The organism is Thioclava sp. JE_KL1 (assembly GCF_009296265.1).
In the GTDB taxonomy this organism is placed as follows: Bacteria; Pseudomonadota; Alphaproteobacteria; order Rhodobacterales; family Rhodobacteraceae; genus Thioclava.
Genome location: NZ_WBJS01000001.1, coordinates 357,691 through 380,138 on the forward strand (window position 1 = coordinate 357,691; position 22,448 = coordinate 380,138).

Consider the following 22,448-nt stretch of genomic DNA (forward strand, 5'->3'; position numbering starts at 1 on the left):
GCGATCCGGGGCCGTTTGCAAAAGGGCGAGAGGTTGCAGGAAGGACCGGGCGGATCATGCCCTATCGCTGGACAGATACCGAAGGCCAAACCATGGAGGCGCCCCGCTCCGAGGCTGCGCCCCTGCCCGATCAGCTGCACCTGTGGCCCTACCGCTCCCTGCCGCGCAAAGGCTTCGTCTTCTTCATCGCGGCCACGGTGGTCATGGTCAGCCTGCCGCTCCTGTCGCTGCTGGGCCATGTGGAGCTGTGGGGGCTGCTGCCCTTCATCGCGCTCGCCATTGCAGGCGTATGGTGGGCAATCTCGCATAGCTATCGCACGGGGGAGGTGCTCGAGGTTCTGACCTTCAACGGGCCGGACCTGCACCTGATCCGCCACGAACCGGGCAAACCCTCGCGCGACTGGGCGGCCAATCCGCATTGGGTGCAAGCTGATCTGCATGGAAAGGGCGGGCCGGTCGAAGCCTACCTGACGCTGCGCGGCGGCCCGCGCGAGGTGGAGATCGGCGCCTTTCTCACCCCGGAAGAGCGTCGCCAGCTGCACCGCGAACTCGTGATCCGGCTTGCGGCCGCACGCGCGCCCATTGCGCCCTGACCACCGTGAACCTCACTTAGAAATGCCAACCCCCGGCGCGGCCACGGGCAGGCATTCATACTGCTCTTCGATCTTCAACGCCGCTTCGCGCGCCCAGGCGTCGCTGTCCCGGTTGACCTCTTGCGCGGCGGAGCTCGCCCCGGTTCCGGCTTCCAGAGCGGAGACCAGCGCCTCGGCGAACCTGTCGCCGTAGTTTTGTATTTCGACCTCATAAGCAGCATGGGCCTTGCGCGCGCGGGCCTTGGTGGCCCTCGGCGTGCTGCCCGGCGCGCAGAGATAGCTCACCTCACCGCCCAGGGCAGACGAGTTGAAATGATAAAGCGTGCGGTCGGGATAGCTCCGCTTCAGATCCTGCAAGCCCGGCTGCGGGACACATCCCGCCAGCCCGACAACCGTCCCAATCACCGCCAATCCCGGAAGACGCCCCATCAACTCCTCCAAACATATCACTCGTTACGCAAAATCGAACGCGGCCCTGGCTGGCCGCGGCGTTCAATCGTCCTTGCTGTCGGGCAGGTCTTCACGCTTCGTGCTCGCCATCTCGTCGAGCTCGCTCTCGGACATGGTGTCATACATCTCCTTCGATGCGCCCTGAAGATCGCCGACCTTCGCCTCGCCGCGTTTCGCGGCCAAGGCGGCCCCCGCCGCTTTCTGCTGTGCTTTCGATTGTGCCTTCATCGCGAGCCTCCCTAGGACCATCTGAAAAAGAAAACGCCCCGCAAGGGGGCGCTGTTCCCAGTCTCGAGAGACCCAATTCAGATCAGGAGGCGAGGCGATCCTTCACCATCGGGCCGGCCTTCGAGAAATCCATCTGTCCGGTATATTGGCCCTTCAGCTCGCCCATCACGCGGCCCATGTCGCGAATCGACTCGGCGCCGAGTTTCGCGATGGCAGCCTCGATGGCGTCGTTGACCTCGTTCTCGCTCAGCTGACGCGGCAGGAAGTCCTCGATCACGCGGATCTCGGCCTGTTCCTTCTCGGCCAATTCAAGCCGACCGCCCTCTTCATAGGCGCGTGCGCTTTCCTGACGCTGCTTCACCATCTTTCCCATGATCGCAAGCACTTCGGCGTCGCCGACAGTGCCCTCGCCCTCGCCTTCGGCGCGCATCGCGATCTCGCGGTCCTTGATGGCAGCGTTGACCAGTCGCAGCGTCGAGAGCCGCTCCTGATCCTTTTCCTTCATCGCCGCTTTCAACGCGGCGGCGATCTTATCGCGCATTTGCATCACATCGTGTCCCTACTTCAGTGAAGGCGTCAGAATAGCGGCATTGCGAAACGCGCACAACACCGGCAAGTCATTGATAAATAAGCAATTCGCAATTATCTCATGGCCTCTTGACCCCCGCGTTCAGCGCGTCTAGGTTCCGGCGAATTTTGACATCGGGGAGTCGCGCCATGCCTGCAAGCCAGTCCGCATCGGAAAAGCCCACTGCGTTGATCGCGCTCGCTGATGGATCGCTGTTTTACGGGAAGGGTTTCGGCCGCCCGGGCGAGACAGTGGCCGAACTGGTCTTCAACACCTCGATGACCGGCTATCAGGAAATCATGACCGACCCGTCCTATGCGGGTCAGGTGGTGACCTTCACCTTCCCCCATATCGGCAACACCGGCGTGAACCCGGAAGATGACGAGACCAACGACCCCGTCGCCGCCGGCATGGTGGTGAAATGGGACCCGACCGAGCCGTCGAACTGGCGCGCGGCCGAGACGCTGGTCGAGTGGCTCGAGAAGCGCGGTCGGATCGGCATCGGCGGCATCGACACCCGCCGCCTGACCCGCGCGATCCGCCAGCAAGGCGCGCCGCATGTCGCGCTCGCCTACAACCCCGATGGCGTCTTCGACATCGAGGCGCTGGTGCGCAAGGCGCGTGAATGGTCCGGGCTCGAAGGTCTCGACCTCGCGAAGGACGTGACCTGCTCGCAAAGCTACCGCTGGGACGAGATGCGGTGGGCCTGGCCCGAGGGTTACAAGAAAGCCGAGGGCAACGATCTGAAAGTGGTCGCCATCGACTACGGCGCGAAGCGCAACATCCTGCGCTGCCTTGCGTCGGCTGGCTGCGACGTGACCGTCCTGCCCGCCACCGCGACCACCGAAGACGTGCTCGCGCTCGAGCCCGATGGGGTCTTCCTGTCGAATGGTCCGGGCGATCCGGCGGCCACCGGGGAATATGCCGTGCCGATGATCAAGGGCATTCTGGAAACCGAGCTGCCGGTCTTCGGCATCTGCCTCGGCCACCAGATGCTGGCGCTCGCGCTTGGCGCGAAGACGATCAAGATGAACCACGGCCACCACGGGGCGAACCACCCGGTGAAGGACCTGACCACCGGCAAGGTCGAGATCACCTCGATGAACCACGGCTTCGCGGTCGACAGCCAGACCCTGCCCAAGGGCGTGTCGGAAACCCACGTGTCGCTCTTCGACGGCTCGAATTGCGGGATCGCCATATCCGATCGCCCGGTCTTCTCGGTGCAATATCACCCCGAGGCGAGCCCGGGCCCGCAGGACAGCTATTACCTGTTCGAGCGCTTCGCGACCGCGATGCGCGCGCGCAAGGCTTAAGCTGCACTCCGACCAATCGCTCGCCGTGATGCCTAACCGGCCCCGGCGGGCGTTAACACCATGTTAACCAAGCGTTCGCATTCTGCCCTGCGGGACAGATGCGAGGATTGGCATGGGCGGCGCGCGGCGACAGCTTCTCGAAATACCGGCGGCGATAGCAGAACCGGCGGAACGCGCGCAGCGCGCTTCACCGGCGAATTCTTCTGGCGCGCTGGTGCGATCCGAGCGTGATCCGCAGGGCACGCCCGACCGCAAACCCAGCAGTGCCGACCGACCGCCCTTGGGGCAAATCCTGCTGGACCGAGGTGCGATCGACCCGGGCGATCTGCTCAAGGCCGCAGCATTGCGGCAACGCGAGGATGTGCGGCTGGGCGACATCCTCCTTGCGAATGGCTGGGTGCGCGAGGCCGATCTGCTAGCGGCCTTGGCCGAGCAATGGCACGCCTCGGTCGTCGATCTGCAGGCCTGCCCGCCCGATCCACGTCTGATCGACGCTGTCGGGGCGGAACTGTGCCTGAGACATGCGATGGTGCCGTGGCGGCGCGTGGGCGGCGTAACCCTCATTGCGACCGCACGGCCCGAGGATTTCGAAGCGCTGCACGACGCCCTGCCCGCGCGCCACGCGCCCTATCGGTTGGTGCTCGCCCCGGAACGCTGCATCCATGACAGCTTGTTGGCCCGCCGCCAGACCGCCCTGATCCGCCGCGCCGAGATCAAGGTCGACCCGGCCGAGAGCTGCCGCGACCATAACGAACAGCGTGCAAGCCGGATAGCGGCGGGCTTTGTCGTGGTGACGGGTCTCGGCCTGTGGCTCGCACCGTCTCTCCTGATCGGCATTCTCTTCGCGTGGGTGATGCTGACACTCGTGGGTTCCATGGCGCTCAAGCTCGCCGCTTTCGCGAGCGAGATCGCAGCCCATCGGCGTCCCGCCCCTGACCCGTGCGACCGTGGCGCACCTAGGGGACGGCTCCCGATCATCTCGATGATGGTACCGCTCTTTCGCGAGACGGACATCGCCGCACGACTGGTCGAACGGCTCGGCAAGCTGCGCTATCCGCGCGAATTGCTCGACGTGATCCTCGTCGTCGAGCAGACCGACGCAATGACTCTGGCAGCCCTTTCCGGCGCCGATCTGCCGCGTTGGATGCGGGTGGTCACGGTGCCCGACGGGCCGATCAAGACCAAGCCGCGCGCGTTGAACTATGCGCTGAACTTCTGCCGGGGATCGGTGATCGGGATCTGGGACGCCGAGGACGCGCCCGAACCCGATCAGCTGCAGATCGCCGCTCAACGCTTTCTCGAGGCTCCGCCCGAGACCGCCTGTCTGCAAGGCATCCTCGACTATTACAATCCGCGCACCAACTGGCTCGCACGCTGTTTCACCGTGGAATATGCGACATGGTTCCGGATGTTCCTGCCGGGGCTCGCGCGGCTCGGTTTCGTCGTGCCTCTGGGCGGCACGACCCTGTTCTTCCGCCGCGACGCACTGGAGAAGCTCGGCGGCTGGGACGCGCATAACGTGACCGAAGATGCCGATCTCGGCGTGCGTCTGGCGCGGCATGGCTACCGGACCGAGCTGATCCCGGCGGTTACCTACGAGGAAGCCAACTGCCGTGCTGTGCCTTGGGTCAAACAACGCTCACGCTGGCTGAAGGGCTACGCGATGACCTGGGCGGTCCATATGCGCGATCCCGTTCGGCTCTGGCGCCAACTGGGCACGAAACGCTTCATCGGAGTGCAAATCCTGATCCTCGGATCGCTCTCGCAATATGTTCTGGCCCCGGTGTTGTGGAGCTTCTGGCTCGCGCTGTTCGGGGTCTGGCATCCGATCGCGAGCGCCCTGCCCGGCCCGGTCTTCGCGCTCGTCATGGGCACTTTCCTCCTGTCGGAGCTGATCGCGATCACGACCTCGGCCTGGGCCTGCCGCAGCGCGGAGCATCGCCATCTGATCAAATGGGTGCCGACGCTGCATTTCTATTATCCGCTGGGGGCGCTAGCAGGCTGGAAGGCGCTGTATGAGCTGGTCGCGCGGCCCTTCTACTGGGACAAGACCAGCCCACGGCATTTTCGATGCCAATGGGGCCACAGCGCCGGACAGCGCGCAGCACAGACTTCTAGAGGAAATCGCAGCCGCACAGGCCGGGGCAAAGCCCGGAGCGCAGCGTCTGGCACATGCGCCGCTTATCGGCTGATCAGAGCGCCTCGGCCCAGTGGCCCGCCGTGCCGTGATGCGCAGCGTCGAGCGTGAGGCGCGTCTCGAAGGCGCGCGAGATATGGGCGCGCAGTGCCGAGGCTGCCGCATCGCCATTGCCCTCGCGGATCGCATCGACAATCGCCTGATGCTCGTCGAGCGCAGCCTCGCCCCGGCCCTTCACCGCAAGCGAGGTCGTCGCGAGAAGCGCCATCGAGCGGTGCACGAGGTCGAGCTGCTGGACAAGGTAACGATTATGCGAGGCGAGGTGAATTTGGTGGTGGAACCGGCGATTGGCCCGGCTCAACGCCTCGGGATCGTCCAGTTGCCCGCGATCCTCGTCGATCATGTTCTGCAGCACGCGGACCTCTTCGGGCGCCGCATGTTTCGCCGCCAGCTGCGCGGCCAGCGCCTCCAGTTCGGCGCGCACGATATAGAGCTCCGCCAGCTGGTTGTGATCGAGCGAGGCCACGATCAGCGACCGCCCGTCGCGGGCCAGCATTTGCTGGGTTTCCAGCCGCTGCAGCGCCTCGCGCACCGGGGTGCGTGACACTCCGAACCGCTCCGCCAATTCGGATTCGACCAAACGGTCCCCGGGGCGGTAAACGCCTTCGTCGATGGCGTCGAGTATGAGAGTGTAGGCGTCTTTTTGCATGCAACCTGCTTTCGCGTTCTGCCAGAGATTAGGCGCGGGCCGCCCCCGGTGACAAGCAGATTGCACCTGCGCGCCCCGCGACCTAGCTTGCAGCCCATGACAGACAGCTCCGCGCCTGCCCCCGCCTCCGCCACCCCTGCCGACCGCGATCTCGCCGCCGAGTTCGCGCATGTCGACGCCTGGGTGTTCGATCTCGACAACACGCTCTACCCGCCAGAGGCGCGTCTCTTCGACCAGATCGAAGTGAAGATGACCGATTTCGTGATGCGCTCGCTGGGCGTCGATCGCGCGCGGGCCGACCATCTGCGCAACCACTACTGGCAGCTTTACGGCACCACGCTGGCGGGTCTGATGCACGAGCACGACGTCGACCCGGCCCCCTATCTCCACGAGGTGCACGAGATTTCACTCGACCATCTGGTGGTGGATAAGGCGCTGCGCGAAGGCATCGAAGCCCTGCCGGGACGCAAGATCGTCTATACGAACGGCTCAGCCCCCTATGCGACGCGGGTGATCGCGGCGCGCGGGCTGACGGGTCTGTTCGACGGGGTCTATGGCGTCGAGCATGCCGAGTTCCATCCCAAGCCGCGCGCCGAAGCTTTCGACCGGGTTTTCGCGCAAGCCGGGATCGCGCCCGACCGCGGTGCGATGTTCGAAGACGACGCCCGCAACCTGCGCCATCCCCATGCGATCGGGATGAAGACCGTGCATGTCGCCCCCGCTCCCGCGCCGGAGGATCACATCCACTATCACACAGCCGATCTCGCCGGGTTCCTGCGCAAAATCACGCGCGCATGAGGGGAATGTGACGGCGCTGCGACAATATGGCACGGCTTCGCATCTTTATCGAAACGAGATGCATCTTTAAATCACGGTGGCCTGTCAGGGAGACAGCAAACGGGAGAATCGATTATGACCATGACGACCGCCGATTCCGGCGTTTCGGCCTATGTGGCCGATCATTCCGAAACCGAGCACAAGCAGATTTCGCCGGCTTTCATGTTCACCCTCGCGCTTGTCGTCGTGGCTCTGGCCGCGGGCATGGTCGCGATCATGGGCCTGGGCGGCCTGATCCTCTGGGCCGTAGGCGCCACCTGGATCATGCTCGGCCTCATCGTTGTGATGACCGCAGGCGGCTGACGTCGCACTAGTAGAATTCTCGCCCTTGGCGAACACGGCCCGGATCCGCGTGATCCGGGCTGTTTCTTTTTGCGCCGCGCGTTGCGGGACCTGCACACCCCCGGCTTGCGTTTCGCTGTGTCGCCGCGTCGCATCCCGGCGGCGGATCATTGCACCTGCCCGCGCCGGAGGGCAAAGTGGCACGGACATTGACGGAGGCGCCCCATGGCCGAGACCCGCACACCCATCGACACCGATATCCTGATTTCCGGCGGCGGCGTCGCCGGTCTGACGGCAGCCGCAGCCTTCGGGCAGGCGGGCTTCACCACGATCTGCGTCGACCCCACGCCGCCGGTCACGGAAGAGGCGGCAGAGGGGGCGGATATGCGCTCGACCGCGTTCCTGCGCCCGTCGCGCGAGGTGCTGCAGGCTGCGGGGATCTGGGATCGGCTCCTGCCCTATGCCGCACCGCTGCAGATCATGCGGATTGTGGATGCGGGCGGCGAAAGCCCGACCGCGCGCCTGACCCGTGATTTCGACGCGGCGGATCTGTCCGACGAACCCTTCGGCTGGAACTTCCCGAACTGGCTGCTGCGCCGCGAGCTGGTGGCCGCGCTGGCCGATAACCCGCTCGTCGATTTCCGCCCCGGCGTCGCAACGACCGGCCTCGTGACCCGCGAAAGCGGTGCCGAGGTGACGCTGTCCGACGGCACCCATGTGCGCGCGCGTCTCGTGATCGGGGCCGATGGCCGCAATTCCTTCGTGCGCGAAGCGGCGGGGCTTGGCGTCAAGACGATCCGCTATGGCCAGAAGGCGCTGGCCTTCGCGGTCACCCACCCGATCCCGCATGACAATGTCTCGACCGAGATCCACCGCTCGGGCGGTCCGTTCACGCTGGTGCCGCTTCCTGATCGTGACGGCAAACCCTCTTCCGCGATCGTCTGGATGGAGCGCGCCGCCGAGGCCGAACGCCTCGCCACGCTGCCCCCGGAAGAGTTCGAAGCGGCGATCATGGAACGCTCGACCGGGCTTCTCGGGCCGCTGAAGCTGGAGACCCGCCGCGCGGTCTGGCCGATGATGACGCAGATCGCGTATCGGTTCTCGGGCCAGCGCGTGGCCCTGATCGCCGAGGCTGCGCATGTCATTCCGCCGATCGGCGCGCAGGGGCTGAACATGAGCCTCGCCGATCTCGCCTGCCTTCTGAAGCTGGCCGAGGAAGACCCGGTGCATCTGGGCGAGGCGAAGATGCTCGAAGCCTATCACCGCCGCCGCTGGCCGGAGGTGAAGGCGCGCGAAGTCGGCATCGACCTGCTCAACCGCGCCTCGATGGTCGAGGCCCAGCCGCTGCGCGACCTGCGCGCAGGCGTTCTGGGCGCGCTCTATTCGCTCGGGCCGGTGCGCAAGACGCTGATGAAGGCGGGGCTTGGCGTGCGTTAAGCGACTGACTTGCGCGGCTGCAGCCACGGCCCGCGCCAGAACCGCCGCATCATCATCGCCCCCGCCGAGGCAAGGCCGAGCACGAGGCCGAGCCAAAGCCCGACGCCGCCGAAATCCAGCGTGAAGGCGAGAAAGTAACTGGCCGGGATACCGATCAGCCAATAGCTCGCCACCGCCATCCACATCGGCACGCGCGTATCCTGCACGCCGCGCAACAGGCCCAGCGCCATCACCTGCATCAGGTCGAACAGCTGGAAAATCGCCGCGACCATCAGGAAGCGCACACCGTAAAGTACGATCTCCGGGGTGGCCGGATTGTCGGCATCGAGAAAGAGCCGCGTGAGCCAAGGACCGGCGAAGACGAAAACCGCCACCGTCAGCAGACCGAACCCCACGGAGAGCCCTGTCACCACCCGCGCCCCGTCACGCAACAGGCGCGGGTCACGCTTCCCATGTGCCCGGCCCGCCCGCACGGTGGCGGCGTTCGACAGGCCGACATGCACCATGAAGGTGATCGAGGAGACCTGCAGCGCGATCCCGTGCGCGGCGAGTTCAATCGTGCCGATCCAGCCCATCATCAGCGCCGAGGCCTGAAACATCGAGCCTTCCGCCACCGAGGTCAGCCCCACCGGCAGGCCCATTTTCGCGACGATCCAGAAGGCTTCCCAATCGGGCCGCCAGAACCGCTGGAACAGCCGGATATGGGTGAGGCCCGGCGCGCGCGCGGCATAGATCGCCTGCGCCACGAGGTTCAGCACCATCGCGCTCAGCGAGGCGATGGCAGCCCCCCGCACGCCCAGTTCCGGCGCGCCCCAATTGCCGAAGATCAGGATCCAGTTGACGCCCGCGTTCAACAGGACAGCCCCCAGCGTGATCCAGAGCAGCACCGCCGTGCGTTCCTGCGCGGACAGGTAGGAGCGGATCACCATCATCGCGAGACCGGGCGCGAGGGCGAAGCCGAGGATGCGCAGGTAATCCTGTGCGAGCGCCGCGATCTCAGGCTTCTGACCCAGCATCTCCAGCACCGCGCCGGAATTCCAGAAGACCGGTAGCATCGCGAGCCCGAACAGGATCGACAGCCAGATCCCCATTCGTGTGTCGCGCCGCGCCTGTACCTCGTCATCCGCGCCCAGACTCGCCGAGACGCGCCCCATCACCGCGAGCGCGATCCCGTTGCCCAGCATGAAGATTGAGAAGAAATAGGAGGTACCCAGCACCAGCGCCGCCAGCGCCTCGACGCCATACCAGCCCACCATCACCGTATCGGTCACGTTGAGCAGCATCTGCGCGAGGTTGGAGCCGATCAGCGGCAGACCCAAAGTGAAGATCGCCCGCACATGGCGGGCGAGAGGCATCGCTTGGTTTTGCGGCTGAGGCGGTGGCGCGCTCTGATGGGGGTCGGTGCTCGTCATGGGCGAGCGCTAGCCCCGCCCGACGCGGCGGTCAAGAGAGCGGTTACTCGCCCACTTCTTTCTTACCCGTGATCATCGGCTTCACGAGGTTCACACCCTTCCACGTCCGGTAATAGACGATGGCCGCGATATGGATACCCACGACGATCAGCAGCAGGGTCGCCACGAATTCATGGATTTTCGGCGCCCAGCTCGTGCTGATGCTTTCCGGCACGGATCCCGCAAGGGGACCGACGTTGATATAGTCCTGCGGATCGGAGGTCAGCCCGGTTACGACCTGCACGATCAGCAGCCCGAGCATCACGAGAACCGACCAACCGCCCAGCGGATTATGCCCGACATGGCCGGAGCTTTCCTTCGACGGCAGGTGGCGAAGATAATCCGCCACCGCCTTGGGTCCATAGAGGAAATGCGAGAACCGCGCCGTGCGCGACCCCACGAACCCCCAGATCAGACGCACCGCCAGCAGCCCCGCGATCGCGTAGCCGGCATAGAAATGCCACGTCATCTGGTTCGGCCCCCATTCCCCGAGGCCCCAGGCGGCGGCAAAAGCCGCCACCAGAAGCCAGTGGAACAGACGCACGACAGGGTCCCAGACCGTGACGGTTTTCTTCGCGGGGGAGGCGGCGGTGTCTTTCATTCTGCGTTACTTCGAACGGAACTCGTCATGGCAGCTCTTGCAGGTGCCGCCGAGCTTGCCAACCGCCGGCTGCAGCGTCTCGAGGCTGCCCGCCGCATCGGGCATCTCAGCCGCGGCTTGATGGAGGGCATCCGCCTTTTCCATGAACAGGTCCATGTTCGACCAGATTTCCGACTTCGCGTGGGTCTCCATCATGTCGTCGACCGAAGTGCCTTCGACGAAGAGCGGCGAGATGTCGACCTTCGCGAGCGCCGCGATGTTGTTGGCGGCGGTCTGTGCCTTGGCGGCATCGAAGTCCATCTTGCCCTGCGCCATCGGCGCGAGCACGGCCATCTGGGCGCCGAGCAAATCGAAGAAACCTTGGCGCGCTTCGACAGCGTCTTTGGGCGACTGCGCGAAAGCGGCACTGGCGGCGAGGGTGAAGGTCAGGGCGAGGAGAGGCTTACGCATGTGGAACTCCAATCTGCGATGGCAAGAAACGTACAGGCTTGAGGTTACACGCATTCGTGTCAATCCGAAGACACTCCTATGTGCGCAGGCACACATTTCCCCTACCGGGACGATAGGGAGGCACCGGGTCTTAGGCAGGTTCCGGCCTATTGCCGTTCGAACGCGCAATTTGCCTAGAAATCGCACTTAAATCGCGACGGAACGTCAGGCGCCCCGCGTATAAGCCGCGCGAAACCCTGACTTTATTGCTGAAACCCGCGGAATCACCGCTCGGGTTTGCGGGCGACGAAATCGATCAGGGCGGCGCGACCGGAATGGCCCGCGCCCTCGTCGAGATCGGCATCGTAATCGGCCTGATGCAGCACTTCCCAGCGCGGGAACGCGTCGCGCAGGAGATCGAGATCGTAGAGCTGCTCCACCACCCCCGGCCCGCCGGTCCCATAGCGCGGCTGGCGGCGCGCGAAGCCGTGGATCAATGCGAGCCCGCCCGGTTTGAGCGCGGTCGCGATGCCGTCGAAAATCTCCGCCCGAAAGGCAGTATCGGCGAATTGGATAAAACAGGCGAGAACGGCGTCATATTCGCCGCGCGGCCAGTCATAGCCGCGCAGATCGGCGTCGATAGTCTGCATCGACACGCCCCGCTCCTGCGCCAGTTCAGCGGCCTTGCGGCGCGCGTTTTCCGACGGTTCGAGGGCTGTGACCTGCACTCCGAGGCTGGCGAGATAGGTGCCGTTGCGCCCTTCGCCGTCAGCGATGCTCAGAAGCCGCGCCCCCGGAGCGAGACGCCACGCCTGGCGCGCCACGAAATCCGCCGGGGTCGTGCCATAGAGATACTCTTCTCCGGCGAATCTTTCGTTCCAGCCCATGCTCTCCTCCGGTTGTTACCTTTCACATGGAATGCAACCGGCGGAGGGACAAGCCCCACCGGTCACCGAAATCGCCATCGGCGATCACATGCTCAGGATTTGGTCACGCGGCGCTGATCGGGATGAAGAGATGCGCCAAGAATGTGCTCGGACGAATGCACGACATGGCTCGCATGGCCCACGATCAGCGGATCGGGCGGCGTTGCGATCGTGGGATCCTTGTCGGGATAGTCCAGCGTCGACAGGAAATGCTTCATGCAGTTCAGCCGTGCGCGCTTCTTGTCGTTCGACTTCACGATGGTCCATGGCGCATCGGCGGTGTCGGTGTAGAAGAACATCGCCTCTTTCGCCTCGGTGTAATCGTCCCAGCGATCGAGGCTCGCCAGATCGATCGGCGACAGCTTCCAGCGCTTGAGCGGATCGGTTTCGCGCGATTGGAAGCGGCGGCGCTGCTCCTCGCGGGTGACCGAGAACCAGTACTTGTAAAGCCGAACCCCCGAGCGCACGAACATCCGCTCCAACTCCGGGGTCTGGCGCATGAATTCGAGGTAATCGTTGGGTTTGCAGAAGCCCATCACGCGCTCCACACCCGCGCGGTTATACCAGCTGCGATCATAGAAGGTCATCTCGCCCGCGGTCGGCAGATGCTCGACATAGCGTTGGAAATACCACTGACCGAGTTCCTCTTCCGAGGGCTTGTTGAGTGCGACGACCCGGGCAAAGCGCGGGTTGAGATGTTCGGTGAAGCGCTTGATCGTACCGCCCTTGCCCGCCGCATCGCGGCCCTCGAAAAGGATCACGAATTTCTCGCCGCTCTCCTGCGCCCATTTCTGGACCTTCAGCAGCTCCGCCTGAAGCTCCGCCTTTTCTTTCTCATAGGCGGCGCGCGCCATCTTGCGCTTGTAGGGGTATTTCCCGGTCTCGAAAGCCAGCCGCACCGCACTGGGATCGACGCGCGGGAAGCTCTTCGGGCCGGTCGCCTTCGGCTCTGGCGGGGTGATCGCGGGATGCGCCTCGGCGGGATCGATCGGCTTGACGACAGCCTCTGCCTTCCCGGCTGCGGCCTTGGCCGGTTTCGTCGCGTCGCTCATGAGCTGATCTTTCATGCGTATCCCTCCGTTGGCTGAACCTTGCGGAGCATCGCGCAATCCCGCGTGATGTGCCTTGATACGCATCAAAAACCCGTGTCTGCTGGGCCTCCGGCGGCAAAAACGCCACAAAATCGAGCGAAACGAAGGAACGGACATGATCACGATCTACGGCAACTATCATTCGCGGGCGAGCCGGGCGCTGTGGTTGCTCGAGGAGTTGGGCCTGCCGTTCCGTCTGCGCCGAGTCGTGCAGGCGAACCGTTTCAAGGATCCGCTCGCGCCGGAGGTTCCGCTCAACACCCGCTCGCCCGAATTTCGCAAGCTCTCGCCGATGGGCGCGATCCCGGTGCTGGAGGAAGACGGGCTTATCTTGACGGAGTCGCTCGCGATCAACCTGCATCTCGCACGCAAGGCGGGAGGGCCGCTCGCCCCTGCGCACGAGCGCGAACTGTCGCAAATGGAGCAATGGGCGCTCTTCGCCGCGACCTGGATCGAGACCGACGCGCTGGCGCTCAGCTTCGTCTATCGCCGCAAGGAGCAGGACACGCCCGAAGGCAAGGCCGAGATCGCGTCTCTCTGCTCGAAGCTCGCCCGGCCGCTGACCACGCTCGAGACCCATCTCGAGACGCATAGCCATATCGTGGGCGGCCGGTTCACCGTGACCGATCTCAATCTGGCCGAGGTTCTGCGCTACGGGCAGGACCACCCGGAGTTCCTCGCCCCCTACCCGCGCCTGCAAAGCTGGATCAAACTGTGCCAGAGCCGCAAAGCCTTCCGCGCGATGTGGGAGAAGCGCGAAGCCGAGGCGGTTTGATTCGGCGAACCTCGCGTCGCGCCTAATTCGAAAGGTGTATGCGAAGACGGCGCGGATACGCGCTCTGCTCAAGCGATGGGCAGGCGCTCAACCCAACTTCGCCTTTCAGTCAGGTCTCCCTGACCAAGTGGTCGGGTTTTCCGCAGCGGGGTGAATTCCTCTTAGCAATGCAGCTTCCCTTACGTCATTTTGTCGGAGTGAAGAGGGTTCGAGGTAACCATGTCTGCTTTGCTTGGATACAGCCTGTGTTTGGGTGCGACGCTGATCGTGATCGCGGGAGATTTCGTTCTGAAATCCGCCGTTGATAAAGGTCACGCGCTGCATTCGCCGTCTGTCTTCCTAGGTTGCGTGCTTTACGCCGCTTCGGCAGCAGGTTGGTTTCTGGCTATGCGGCATGTGTCGCTGGCACAAACGGGCGTGGCCTCAGCGCTTTTCACATTGATGGCTCTGGTGACGATGGGAGTCGTCCTGTTCGGTGAAAAACTCGCCTTGCGGGAAGTCTTCGGTATCGCGATGGCGGTGGGGTCGATGCTGCTCATGGCGCGCGTCGCGTAAGGGCCGGACGTTTTCGGGGGTGTGGGGCTTTCGAAGCGGATCGGGGCGGTGGGGTCTTCTTGCTCCTCCGCCCCAACCTGCGGTATCTCTTGTTTAGAAAACTACAAGAGAAAGCGAGCAGCATGGCCGACGATCTTCTGACGCCCCAGACCGATTCCTATGACGCCTCCTCGATCGAGGTGCTCGAAGGTCTCGAACCCGTGCGAAAACGCCCCGGCATGTATATCGGCGGCACGGACGAGCGCGCGCTTCATCACATGGTGGCCGAGGTCCTCGACAACTCGATGGACGAAGCGGTGGCCGGTCACGCCAACCGCATCGAGGTCGAGCTGCTCGCCGATCATTCCGTCGTCATCCGCGACAACGGGCGCGGCATCCCGATCGACCCGCACCCGAAATTCCCCGGCAAATCCGCGCTGGAAGTCATCCTTTGCACGCTGCACGCGGGCGGCAAGTTCTCGGGCGACGCCTACGAGACCTCGGGCGGTCTGCACGGGGTGGGCGCCTCGGTGGTCAACGCGCTGTCGGACCTGATGGTCGTTCAGGTCGCCAAGAACAAGGAGCTGTATGAACAGCGCTTCTCGCGCGGCATCCCCGAAGGTCCGGTGCAGAAGATCGGCGCGGCGCCGAACCGTCGCGGCACCACCGTCACCTTCCATGCCGACGAGCAGATCTTCGGCCATCACCGGTTCAAGCCTGCACGTCTGCTAAAGATGGTGCGCTCGAAAGCGTATCTCTTCTCGGGCGTGGAGATTCGCTGGAAGTCCGAGGTCGACGATGGCGAGACCCCGACCGAAGCGACCTTCCACTTCCCCGGCGGCCTCGCCGATTACCTGACCGAGACGCTGAGCGGCGCCAGCACCTATGCCGACCGCCCCTTCTCGGGCAAGGTCGAGTTCCGCGAGAAGTTCAACGTGCCGGGCTCGGTCGAATGGGCGATCAACTGGACGCCCTCGCGCGACGGTTTCATCCAGTCCTACTGTAACACCGTCCCGACGCCCGAGGGCGGCACCCACGAGGCGGGCTTCTGGTCGGCGATCCTCAAGGGCATCCGCGCCTATGGCGAGTTGGTGAACAACAAGAAGGCCGCGCAGATCACCCGCGACGACCTGATCACCGGCGGCTGCGCGCTGGTCTCGTGCTTCATCCGCGAGCCGGAATTCGTGGGCCAGACCAAGGACCGTCTGGCCACCGTCGAGGCGCAGCGTCTGGTCGAAGGCGCGGTGCGCGACCACTTCGACAACTGGCTGGCCTCGGACACGAAATCCGCAGGCGCGATCCTCGATTTCCTCGTGCTGCGCGCCGAAGAACGCCTCAAGCGCCGGCAGGAGAAAGAGACCCAGCGCAAATCGGCCACCAAGCGCCTGCGCCTGCCCGGCAAGCTCGTCGATTGTTCGGCCACGAACCGTTCGGGCACGGAGCTGTTCATCGTCGAGGGCGACTCGGCGGGTGGCTCGGCCAAGATGGCGCGCGACCGCAAGAACCAGGCGCTGCTGCCCCTGCGCGGCAAGATCCTCAACGTGCTCGGCGCGGCAAGCTCCAAGCTCGGCTCGAACCAGGAGATCAACGATCTGACGCAGGCGCTCGGCGTGGGGCTCGGCACCAAGTTCAACGTCGACGATCTGCGCTACGACAAGATCATCATCATGACCGACGCGGACGTGGACGGAGCCCACATCGCCTCGCTTCTGATGACCTTCTTCTTCACCCAGATGCGCCCGATGATCGATCAGGGGCACCTCTATCTGGCCTGCCCGCCGCTCTACCGCCTGACCCAAGGGGCCAAGCGCGTCTATGTGGCCGATGACGCCGAGAAGGACGCGATGCTGGAGAAAGGTCTGGGCGGCAAAGGCAAGATCGACGTGCAGCGCTTCAAGGGTCTGGGCGAGATGGACGCGAAGGACCTGAAAGAAACCACGATGCACCCCGACACGCGCAAGCTGATCCGGGTGACGATCCACGACGACGAGCCGAACGAGACCGGCGATCTGGTCGAGCGTCTGATGGGCAAAAAGCCCGAACTGCGGTTCCAGTATATTCAGGAGAACGCGCAGTTCGTGGAGGAGCTGGATGTTTGACCTGCATTGGACCGAGTACCTCAAGGCGCTCGGTCCAACCTTGATCGCGGGGATCGTTGCCTATGTGGCTTGGCAACAGTGGCGGGTGAACCGCGCAGCACTGCGCGAGAAGCTCTTTGATCGCCGATGGGATATCTTCAACGAAACACAGGCATTCCTTTCTACTACCCTGAGCGGCGGCAAAGTGCACGATGATGATCTGGCACGATACTCCGACACCTGCCAACGCGCACGATTTCTGCTCGGGAAAGATCTGAGCGATTACCTCGAGAAAATCCGAACGCATGCAATTACGATGCGAATGCACCGAATGAAAATCGAAGGCTTAGAACCCGGGGAAGAACGCTCAAAACATATCCACGGTGAATACGATGAACTTCGGTGGCTTACAGATCAGCTTGGTGCGACTTTCAAGAAGTTCATGCCATACCTGTCCTTCAGTGACATTGAATAATGAACATCCGGCCCGGGCGACCAGCCCGGGCAGCGCCCGACCCTCCCCCCGGGAGGGCGCATTGGCGACGCAGCCCGCAGCCTCACCGCCCTCCGGGCTTGCGAGATAAACCGCCCAAACCAGACGACAGCGAAGCGCCCACCCAAGGCTCGGGCGCTGCCCTCATTTCTCAGTACACGCGCCCGTCCGGCCCTTCGCTTGCGCTCCGGGCGTTCGCCGGGGCGTCCTTCCACTGGAAGGCCGCTTTTCCCGGCTCACCCCTCCCCCCAAGAGAGCACATTGGCGATGCGGCCCACACCCTCCCCGTCCTACGGGCTTGCAAGATAAACCGCCCAAACCAAACGACAGCAAAGCCCGCCCTGCGCCGCGACGCGCGGCGCGTTCGCCGCTGAAGGCTTCCACTGGAAGCCTTCCGAGACGCGGCTCACCCCAAGGCTCGGGCGCTGCCCTGATCTCTCACCACACGCGCCCGTCCGGCCCTTCGCTCGCGCTCCGGGCGTTCGCCGGGGCGTCCTCCCACTGGAAAGCCGCCAGTCCCGGCTCACCCCTCCCCCCAGGAGGGCGCATTAGCGATGCAGCTCACAGCTCCCCGCCCTTCGGCCTTGCGAGATAAAGCGCCCAAACCAGACGACGGCAAAGCGCCCCCTGCGCCGCGACGCGCGGCGCGTTCGCCACTGAAGGCTTCCACTGGAAGCCTTCCGAGACGCGGCTCACCCCAAGAGTCGGGCGCTGCCCTCGTCTCTCGCCACACGCGCCCGTCCGGCCCTTCGCTTGCGCTCCGGGCGTTCGCCGGGGGCGTCCTTCCACTGGAAGGCCGCTCTTCCCGGCTCACTCCCCCCTCGCTCGGCACGAAACGGACGTGGGCTTGGATCATCCCCGGCGGCGCGATACCAAGGCGCGACACGTCACAACCTCCGGATCCCGACACATGCCCCAGATTTCTACCCAAAGCCTCAGCGTCACCATCGCCGATCTGGGCGCCGAGATGCAGGGGCTGAGCTATCAGGGGCAGGAACTGCTCTGGGAGGGCGACCCGGCCTGGTGGAGCGGGCAAGCCCCGATCCTGTTCCCCATCGTCGGCCTTCCCGCGCCTGACGGGGTGACGATCAATGGCACGCCCCACGCGATCCCCAAGCATGGATTCGCCCGCGACCTGCCCTTCCGCGTGACCGAGCTGACGCAAAACCGCTGCTGCCACCTGCTCGAACCCTCGCAGGAGACTGCCGCCTATCCCTTCGATTTCCGCCTCGAGATCGTCCACGAGGTCGTGGGGGCGGAGTTGAGCGTCACCGCCACGGTCAGCAATGCTGGTGATCGGGAGATGCCGTTTTCCTTCGGTTTTCACCCCGCGTTCCGCTGGCCGCTGCCCGGCGCGACCGGCCCGCATCGGATCGAGCTGAGCAACGGGGCGGAGCCTGCCTTGGCGCGGCTCGCAGATGGGATGCTGAGGCGCGCGCGGATGCCCTCGCCCTTCACGGCGGGCGCGCTGACCCTCGACCCGGCGCAATATGAGGACGATGCGATGATCTTCCCCGAAGGTGCGGGCGACGGGTTGCGCTACTTCGCCGACGGGGCGCCGGTGCTCGATTTCCGCTTTTCCAACTTGCCCAATCTCGCGCTGTGGCAGAAGCCCGGTGCGCCCTATATCTGCATCGAACCGTGGCACGGACTGCCTGCCGCGGAGGGGGCCGGGCCGGAACTGGCCGCGCGGCCCGACAGCATGATCTTGCCGCCCGGCGCGCAGGAGAGATTCGCGATGACCCTACAGGTGAGCGGATGATCCCCTACCTCGCCTATGGCTCCAACCTGCTGACCTCGCGGCTTGCCGCGCGCTGCCCCTCGGCGCGCGTGCTCGGGTTGGCGGAGGTTCCCGGACACTCGCTCGACTTCTCGAAACGCGGGCGCGACGGGAGCGCGAAGGCCACGATCACCGAAAGCGACGCGCGCACCCAAGGCGTGCTGTTCGAGATCGCGGAGAGCGACATCCCCGCGCTTGATGCCGCCGAAGGTGCGGGGCTGCATTACGAGAAGATTGCGCTGATGCTCGAGGATGGCAAGCGCGCCTTCACCTATCGCGCACTGCAGCGCCAGAACGGGATCGCGCCGTTCGAGTGGTATCTCGCGCTGATCCGGGCGGGGCGGCGCGAGCATGGGCTGGGCTTGGACGATCTAGCGCATGTCGAACCGATCCCCGACCCCGCGCCCGACCGCCCCGGTTTCATCGCTGCACGCGAAGCGTTGGTTCGCGCGGGCTATCGAGACTGGCGCAGCGCGCTCTGACCGATCGGGCGCACCGGCATGCCCGGCCCGGTCAGCACGGCGATGCCTGCCCCGACCAGCGACGACAGCTCCGGCCCGTCGCAATCCAAGCCCCCGGTATAGGTGCCGAAAGCGGGCAGGATCAGGTGATCGCGCCCCACCAGAAACGCCCGATGCGACCGCCGTGCGATCTTGGCTTTCGGATGGTAATGGCCCGAGAGGTCCGGCCCCTGCCCTGCGATATGGCGCAGGGTAAGCGGGCCGATTTGCGTCTCCTCCACGGTCCGGCCCAAGCCGATCGGATCATGGTTTCCCGCGATCCAGAGCAGCTTCGTCTGCGCCGCGATCCGGGTCAGACGCCCGGCGATCTCGGGCGCGATCTCTCCCGCCGCCGCGTCGTCGTCGAACGCATCGCCGAGGCTGATCAGCCGCGAAGGCCGGAGGCGCAAAACCTCCGCCTCCAGCCGGATCACCGTGTCGAGGCTCTCGAAAGGCGGCAGCAGCGCGCCGCCACGCCGCGCCATCCGCTCGGACTTGCCAAGATGAAGATCGGCCACGATCAGCGCGCCTTCCACGGGCCAATAGAGCGCGCCCGACGGTTGCGCGATGAGCCGTTGCCCCGCGAAGGTGATCTCTCTCATTCCAGCCCCGCCTCGCGCATCATTGCCTGCGCCTCTTCTTCCATCAGCCGCGCTTCGCCCGTGCCGCCCCGAATGCCAACCTGCCCATGTTCAAGCAACAACGGCGCGGCCAGCGGCGTCACATGCGGGGCGCGGATATGCACGATTCTCTGCCCCTGGGCCAGCATCTCCTCGATCCGCTCGAAATCGACGAGGCCGCGGCTCGCCTCCTCGCGGGTGATGCGCAAGAGCAGGTGATCGGGGTCGTAGCGGCGTAGCGTGTCGTAAAGGATATCGGAGGAAAACGTCGCCTGTTTGCCCGATTTGCGCTGCCCCGGCAGGTTGCGCTGGATGAGGCCCGCAATCGTCGCGATCGACCGAAACGCGCGCTTCATAACCGCGTTGCTCTCGAGCCAGTCGCGCAGCCCCTCGCGCAGCCCTTCGGCCGATAGCAGCGGCGCGGGGTCTTCGACCGGGTCGATCGACCAGATCAGCAGCGCGTAGTCGGTAGCCACGAAGCCCAGCGGCCCGAGACCAGCCTGCTCCATCCGGTGGGTCAGCAGCAGCGCGAGGGTCTGATGCGCGTTGCGCCCGGCGAAACCGTAGAGGCAGAAGAACGCCCGCCCGCCGCGCAGGAAGGTCTCGCAGGTCAGCGTGCCCGGGGCGGGTAGCGTGGAAATCTCGCGCTGCAGCGCCAGCCAGTCGCGCGTGTCGGGCGGCAGTTGGTCCCAATCCTCGGGCGTGGCAATCAGGCGCTGCACCCGTTGCGACAGCTCCAGTGAGGTCGCCATCTTCAGCCCCGAGAAGACGGCGATCTTCGGCTCGCGCGTGGCGGCATTCGTCACCTCCACGATCATTTCGCGCAGGCCCTCGTAGCGGACAACCTGCCCGCCGATCAGGAAAGTGTCGCCGGGGGTGAGAGACGAGGCGAACCCTTCCTCGACCTCGCCCAAGGGCGTGCCGCCGCGCCGGGATTTGCGGCGGACTTTCAGCTTCTCGGTCTCGGTGATCGCGCCGATATTCATCCGCAGATCGCGGGTCGCGCGCGGGTCGCGGAGTTGCCATTTACCGTCGCGCTGCAACAGACGCTGCCAGCGGTCATAGGCCCGCAGCGCGTAGCCGCCGGTGGCGCAGAACTCCAAACAGGCATCGAATTCGGCGCGCGGCAGCGTCGCGTAGGGCCCTACCCGCAGCACCTCGGCATAAAGCGCATCCGCTTCGAACGGCCCGGCGCAGGCGGTCAGCAGGATATGCTGGCACAGCACGTCGAGCGGCCCGCGCCAGCGCCGCCCGCCGCCGTCCAGATCGTTCTCGCGCACGGCCTCCAAGGCGGCGGCGCATTCGACGATCTCGAAGCGATTGGCGGGCACGATCCGCGCGCGCGAGGGCTCGTCATAGCGGTGATTGGCGCGCCCGATCCGCTGCACGAGGCGCTTGACGTTCTTCGGCGCGCCGACCTGCAGAACCAGATCGACATCGCCCCAGTCGAGCCCGAGATCGAGCGAGCCGGTGCAGACCACTGCGCGCAACTCGCCGCTGGCCATCGCCTCCTCGACCCTGTGGCGCGCCTCGCGCGAGAGCGAGCCGTGATGCAGCCCGATCGGCAGGGCGGTGTCGTTCACCTCCCAGAGCGCCTGAAAGAACAGCTCGGCCTGCGCGCGGGTATTCAGGAAAACGAGACTGAGGCGTGCCTCCTCGATCGCCGCCATCACGTCGCGCGCGGCGTGCCGCCCACCGCCGCCTGCCCAAGGTGCGGGGCGCTCGGTGGGCAGCATCTCGATATCGGGGGGCGGACCGGGATCGGCCATGATCACCCGCGCGCCGCCCATGAACTCGGCGAGCGCTTGCGGGGCCTCGACCGTGGCCGAGAGACCCGTGACGGTCAGGTCCGGCGACAGGCTGCGCAGCCGCGCAACGCCCAGCATCAATTGATCGCCGCGTTTGCTTTCGGCCAGCGCATGGATTTCATCGAGCACTACCCGCTTGACCCCCGCGAAGATTTTCGGCGCTTCCGGGTAGGACAGCATCAGCGCGAGGCTCTCCGGCGTCGTCAGCAGGATCTGCGGCGGATCAACCCGCTGACGACGACGCTGCGTGGCCGACGTGTCGCCAGTGCGATCCTCGATCCGCAGGTCCAGCCCGATCTCGTCCACCGGCGCGCGCAGGTTGCGGGCGATATCCTTTGAAAGCGCCTTGAGCGGCGAGACGTAGAGCGTGTGCAGCCCCTCATATCCCTCGGCCAGATCGACGAGCGACGGCAGAAACCCCGCCAGCGTCTTGCCGCCCCCGGTCGGCGCGATCAGCAGCGTATCTTCGCGCGCCGACAGCACGTCGAGCTGATGCCTGTGCGGCTGCCAGCCGCGGCTGGCGAACCAGTCGGCGAAGCGTTGCGGCAGGAGGGGCGTGGCGGCGGTGGCGGGCATCGCGTGAAAGGTAGGCGTGAGGAGCGGATGCGCAAGCTTTCCGGCTCCTCTTGGCGCGGGCGGCCAGCCCGGGCCGCGCCCGGCCCACCTTCTTATGAGCGATGATCCTTTGCGCCGCGACGCGCGGCGCGCTCGCCGCTGAAGGCTTTCCCTGGAAGCCTTCCGAGACGCGACCCTCCCCCAACATCTCGCATCATCGCACAGCCCACCCGCGCCATCTCGCCACTGTTCA

General features: G+C 65.3%; 23 protein-coding genes. 12 read left to right on the top strand and 11 right to left on the bottom strand.

Annotated features, from left to right (window positions below):
- Positions 1-92 precede the first annotated feature (92 nt).
- Entirely contained in the window at positions 93-593 is a 501-nt protein-coding gene (locus tag F8R15_RS01515) for a DUF2244 domain-containing protein (RefSeq protein ID WP_253732314.1), read from the top strand.
- 12 nt (positions 594-605) lie between these two features.
- Here F8R15_RS01515 and F8R15_RS01520 read toward each other — a convergent pair whose 3' ends face one another.
- The 3 genes from F8R15_RS01520 to F8R15_RS01530 all read right to left on the bottom strand — a co-directional run bounded on the left by F8R15_RS01520 (position 606) and on the right by F8R15_RS01530 (position 1,818).
- The gene (locus F8R15_RS01520) at positions 606-1,034 is read right to left on the bottom strand and encodes a hypothetical protein (RefSeq protein WP_152843074.1); all 429 of its coding nucleotides are present in this window, start codon (positions 1,032-1,034) and stop codon (positions 606-608) included.
- 51 nt (positions 1,035-1,085) lie between these two features.
- Entirely contained in the window at positions 1,086-1,271 is a 186-nt protein-coding gene (locus tag F8R15_RS01525; RefSeq protein ID WP_078519769.1) for a DUF3008 family protein, read from the bottom strand.
- An 82-nt stretch (positions 1,272-1,353) separates the two neighbouring features.
- Entirely contained in the window at positions 1,354-1,818 is a 465-nt protein-coding gene (locus F8R15_RS01530) for a GatB/YqeY domain-containing protein (protein WP_152843076.1), read from the bottom strand.
- 170 nt (positions 1,819-1,988) lie between these two features.
- On the opposite strand from F8R15_RS01530, the gene carA reads away from it, so the two are divergent.
- On the top strand, positions 1,989-3,152 hold the full coding sequence (carA, locus tag F8R15_RS01535) for a glutamine-hydrolyzing carbamoyl-phosphate synthase small subunit (protein ID WP_078519771.1): 1,164 nt from the start codon (positions 1,989-1,991) through the stop codon (positions 3,150-3,152).
- A 214-nt stretch (positions 3,153-3,366) separates the two neighbouring features.
- Positions 3,367-5,400 (top strand): glycosyltransferase family 2 protein, encoded by a 2,034-nt coding sequence (locus tag F8R15_RS01540; protein WP_368730989.1) that lies wholly within the window; start codon positions 3,367-3,369, stop codon positions 5,398-5,400.
- On the opposite strand, the gene F8R15_RS01545 is transcribed toward F8R15_RS01540, so the two are convergent.
- A complete protein-coding gene (locus tag F8R15_RS01545) occupies positions 5,345-5,998 on the bottom strand; it encodes a GntR family transcriptional regulator (RefSeq protein WP_078519773.1) in 654 nt (217 codons plus the stop codon). The two genes, F8R15_RS01540 and F8R15_RS01545, sit on opposite strands and share 56 nt — an antisense overlap.
- Positions 5,999-6,094: 96 nt before the next feature.
- Here F8R15_RS01545 and F8R15_RS01550 point away from each other — a divergent pair, with 96 nt between their 5' ends.
- From F8R15_RS01550 to F8R15_RS01560, 3 genes are all read left to right on the top strand, one after another.
- Positions 6,095-6,796: a pyrimidine 5'-nucleotidase gene (locus tag F8R15_RS01550; RefSeq protein ID WP_152843078.1), complete on the top strand. Its 702-nt coding sequence runs from the start codon at positions 6,095-6,097 to the stop codon at positions 6,794-6,796.
- 114 nt (positions 6,797-6,910) lie between these two features.
- Positions 6,911-7,138, top strand: a complete 228-nt coding sequence (locus tag F8R15_RS01555) for a hypothetical protein (RefSeq protein WP_078604013.1) — start codon at positions 6,911-6,913, stop codon at positions 7,136-7,138.
- 204 nt (positions 7,139-7,342) lie between these two features.
- A complete protein-coding gene (locus F8R15_RS01560; protein ID WP_152843080.1) occupies positions 7,343-8,554 on the top strand; it encodes a UbiH/UbiF family hydroxylase in 1,212 nt (403 codons plus the stop codon).
- Here F8R15_RS01560 and F8R15_RS01565 read toward each other — a convergent pair.
- From F8R15_RS01565 to ppk2, 5 genes are all read right to left on the bottom strand, one after another.
- Entirely contained in the window at positions 8,551-9,909 is a 1,359-nt protein-coding gene (locus F8R15_RS01565; RefSeq protein WP_152843082.1) for an MATE family efflux transporter, read from the bottom strand. The two genes, F8R15_RS01560 and F8R15_RS01565, sit on opposite strands and share 4 nt — an antisense overlap.
- Positions 9,910-10,009: 100 nt before the next feature.
- Positions 10,010-10,606 (bottom strand): cytochrome b/b6 domain-containing protein, encoded by a 597-nt coding sequence (locus tag F8R15_RS01570; RefSeq protein WP_152843084.1) that lies wholly within the window; start codon positions 10,604-10,606, stop codon positions 10,010-10,012.
- 6 nt (positions 10,607-10,612) lie between these two features.
- On the bottom strand, positions 10,613-11,056 hold the full coding sequence (locus tag F8R15_RS01575) for a cytochrome c (protein ID WP_078519779.1): 444 nt from the start codon (positions 11,054-11,056) through the stop codon (positions 10,613-10,615).
- A 263-nt stretch (positions 11,057-11,319) separates the two neighbouring features.
- Positions 11,320-11,922, bottom strand: coding sequence for a cyclopropane-fatty-acyl-phospholipid synthase family protein (locus F8R15_RS01580; protein WP_078569549.1), 603 nt, complete (start codon positions 11,920-11,922; stop codon positions 11,320-11,322).
- A gap of 92 nt (positions 11,923-12,014) precedes the next feature.
- A complete protein-coding gene (gene ppk2, locus F8R15_RS01585) occupies positions 12,015-13,028 on the bottom strand; it encodes a polyphosphate kinase 2 (protein ID WP_078599545.1) in 1,014 nt (337 codons plus the stop codon).
- A gap of 139 nt (positions 13,029-13,167) precedes the next feature.
- On the opposite strand from ppk2, the gene F8R15_RS01590 reads away from it, so the two are divergent.
- From F8R15_RS01590 to F8R15_RS01615, 6 genes are all read left to right on the top strand, one after another.
- Positions 13,168-13,827, top strand: coding sequence for a glutathione S-transferase family protein (locus F8R15_RS01590; protein WP_078519782.1), 660 nt, complete (start codon positions 13,168-13,170; stop codon positions 13,825-13,827).
- 219 nt (positions 13,828-14,046) lie between these two features.
- Positions 14,047-14,382 carry a hypothetical protein gene (locus F8R15_RS01595; protein ID WP_133051995.1) on the top strand — a complete coding sequence of 112 codons (336 nt, stop codon included), beginning with the start codon at positions 14,047-14,049 and terminating at the stop codon, positions 14,380-14,382.
- Between the two features lie 122 nt (positions 14,383-14,504).
- Complete coding sequence (gene parE, locus F8R15_RS01600) at positions 14,505-16,460, top strand: DNA topoisomerase IV subunit B (protein ID WP_152843086.1); 1,956 nt, start codon at positions 14,505-14,507, stop codon at positions 16,458-16,460.
- Positions 16,453-16,914, top strand: coding sequence for a hypothetical protein (locus F8R15_RS01605; RefSeq protein WP_152843088.1), 462 nt, complete (start codon positions 16,453-16,455; stop codon positions 16,912-16,914). The genes parE and F8R15_RS01605 overlap by 8 nt, the downstream gene beginning before the upstream one ends.
- Before the next feature lie 928 nt (positions 16,915-17,842).
- Entirely contained in the window at positions 17,843-18,694 is an 852-nt protein-coding gene (locus F8R15_RS01610) for an aldose 1-epimerase family protein (RefSeq protein ID WP_152843090.1), read from the top strand.
- On the top strand, positions 18,691-19,194 hold the full coding sequence (locus F8R15_RS01615) for a gamma-glutamylcyclotransferase family protein (RefSeq protein ID WP_152843092.1): 504 nt from the start codon (positions 18,691-18,693) through the stop codon (positions 19,192-19,194). Before F8R15_RS01610 ends, F8R15_RS01615 begins: the two co-directional genes overlap by 4 nt.
- Here the strand turns inward: F8R15_RS01615 and pdeM are convergent.
- On the bottom strand, positions 19,167-19,814 hold the full coding sequence (gene pdeM / locus F8R15_RS01620; protein ID WP_152843094.1) for a ligase-associated DNA damage response endonuclease PdeM: 648 nt from the start codon (positions 19,812-19,814) through the stop codon (positions 19,167-19,169). The two genes, F8R15_RS01615 and pdeM, sit on opposite strands and share 28 nt — an antisense overlap.
- Positions 19,811-22,216 (bottom strand): ligase-associated DNA damage response DEXH box helicase, encoded by a 2,406-nt coding sequence (locus tag F8R15_RS01625; RefSeq protein WP_152843096.1) that lies wholly within the window; start codon positions 22,214-22,216, stop codon positions 19,811-19,813. The genes pdeM and F8R15_RS01625 overlap by 4 nt, the downstream gene beginning before the upstream one ends.
- Between the last annotated feature and the right edge of the window lie 232 nt (positions 22,217-22,448).

Bases quoted from the DNA above. Each gene is read 5' to 3' on its own strand.
- F8R15_RS01515 (WP_253732314.1), top strand. From the start codon at position 93: ATGGAGGCGCCCCGCTCCGAGGCTGCGCCCCTGCCCGATCAGCTGCAC.
- F8R15_RS01525 (WP_078519769.1), bottom strand. From the start codon at position 1,271: ATGAAGGCACAATCGAAAGCACAGCAGAAAGCGGCGGGGGCCGCCTTG.
- F8R15_RS01530 (WP_152843076.1), bottom strand. From the start codon at position 1,818: ATGCAAATGCGCGATAAGATCGCCGCCGCGTTGAAAGCGGCGATGAAG.
- carA (WP_078519771.1), top strand. From the start codon at position 1,989: ATGCCTGCAAGCCAGTCCGCATCGGAAAAGCCCACTGCGTTGATCGCG.
- F8R15_RS01545 (WP_078519773.1), bottom strand. From the start codon at position 5,998: ATGCAAAAAGACGCCTACACTCTCATACTCGACGCCATCGACGAAGGC.
- F8R15_RS01550 (WP_152843078.1), top strand. From the start codon at position 6,095: ATGACAGACAGCTCCGCGCCTGCCCCCGCCTCCGCCACCCCTGCCGAC.
- F8R15_RS01555 (WP_078604013.1), top strand. From the start codon at position 6,911: ATGACCATGACGACCGCCGATTCCGGCGTTTCGGCCTATGTGGCCGAT.
- F8R15_RS01560 (WP_152843080.1), top strand. From the start codon at position 7,343: ATGGCCGAGACCCGCACACCCATCGACACCGATATCCTGATTTCCGGC.
- F8R15_RS01565 (WP_152843082.1), bottom strand. From the start codon at position 9,909: ATGCCTCTCGCCCGCCATGTGCGGGCGATCTTCACTTTGGGTCTGCCG.
- F8R15_RS01570 (WP_152843084.1), bottom strand. From the start codon at position 10,606: ATGAAAGACACCGCCGCCTCCCCCGCGAAGAAAACCGTCACGGTCTGG.
- F8R15_RS01575 (WP_078519779.1), bottom strand. From the start codon at position 11,056: ATGCGTAAGCCTCTCCTCGCCCTGACCTTCACCCTCGCCGCCAGTGCC.
- F8R15_RS01580 (WP_078569549.1), bottom strand. From the start codon at position 11,922: ATGGGCTGGAACGAAAGATTCGCCGGAGAAGAGTATCTCTATGGCACG.
- ppk2 (WP_078599545.1), bottom strand. From the start codon at position 13,028: ATGAAAGATCAGCTCATGAGCGACGCGACGAAACCGGCCAAGGCCGCA.
- F8R15_RS01590 (WP_078519782.1), top strand. From the start codon at position 13,168: ATGATCACGATCTACGGCAACTATCATTCGCGGGCGAGCCGGGCGCTG.
- F8R15_RS01595 (WP_133051995.1), top strand. From the start codon at position 14,047: ATGTCTGCTTTGCTTGGATACAGCCTGTGTTTGGGTGCGACGCTGATC.
- parE (WP_152843086.1), top strand. From the start codon at position 14,505: ATGGCCGACGATCTTCTGACGCCCCAGACCGATTCCTATGACGCCTCC.
- F8R15_RS01605 (WP_152843088.1), top strand. From the start codon at position 16,453: ATGTTTGACCTGCATTGGACCGAGTACCTCAAGGCGCTCGGTCCAACC.
- F8R15_RS01610 (WP_152843090.1), top strand. From the start codon at position 17,843: ATGCCCCAGATTTCTACCCAAAGCCTCAGCGTCACCATCGCCGATCTG.
- F8R15_RS01615 (WP_152843092.1), top strand. From the start codon at position 18,691: ATGATCCCCTACCTCGCCTATGGCTCCAACCTGCTGACCTCGCGGCTT.
- pdeM (WP_152843094.1), bottom strand. From the start codon at position 19,814: ATGAGAGAGATCACCTTCGCGGGGCAACGGCTCATCGCGCAACCGTCG.
- F8R15_RS01625 (WP_152843096.1), bottom strand. From the start codon at position 22,216: ATGCCCGCCACCGCCGCCACGCCCCTCCTGCCGCAACGCTTCGCCGAC.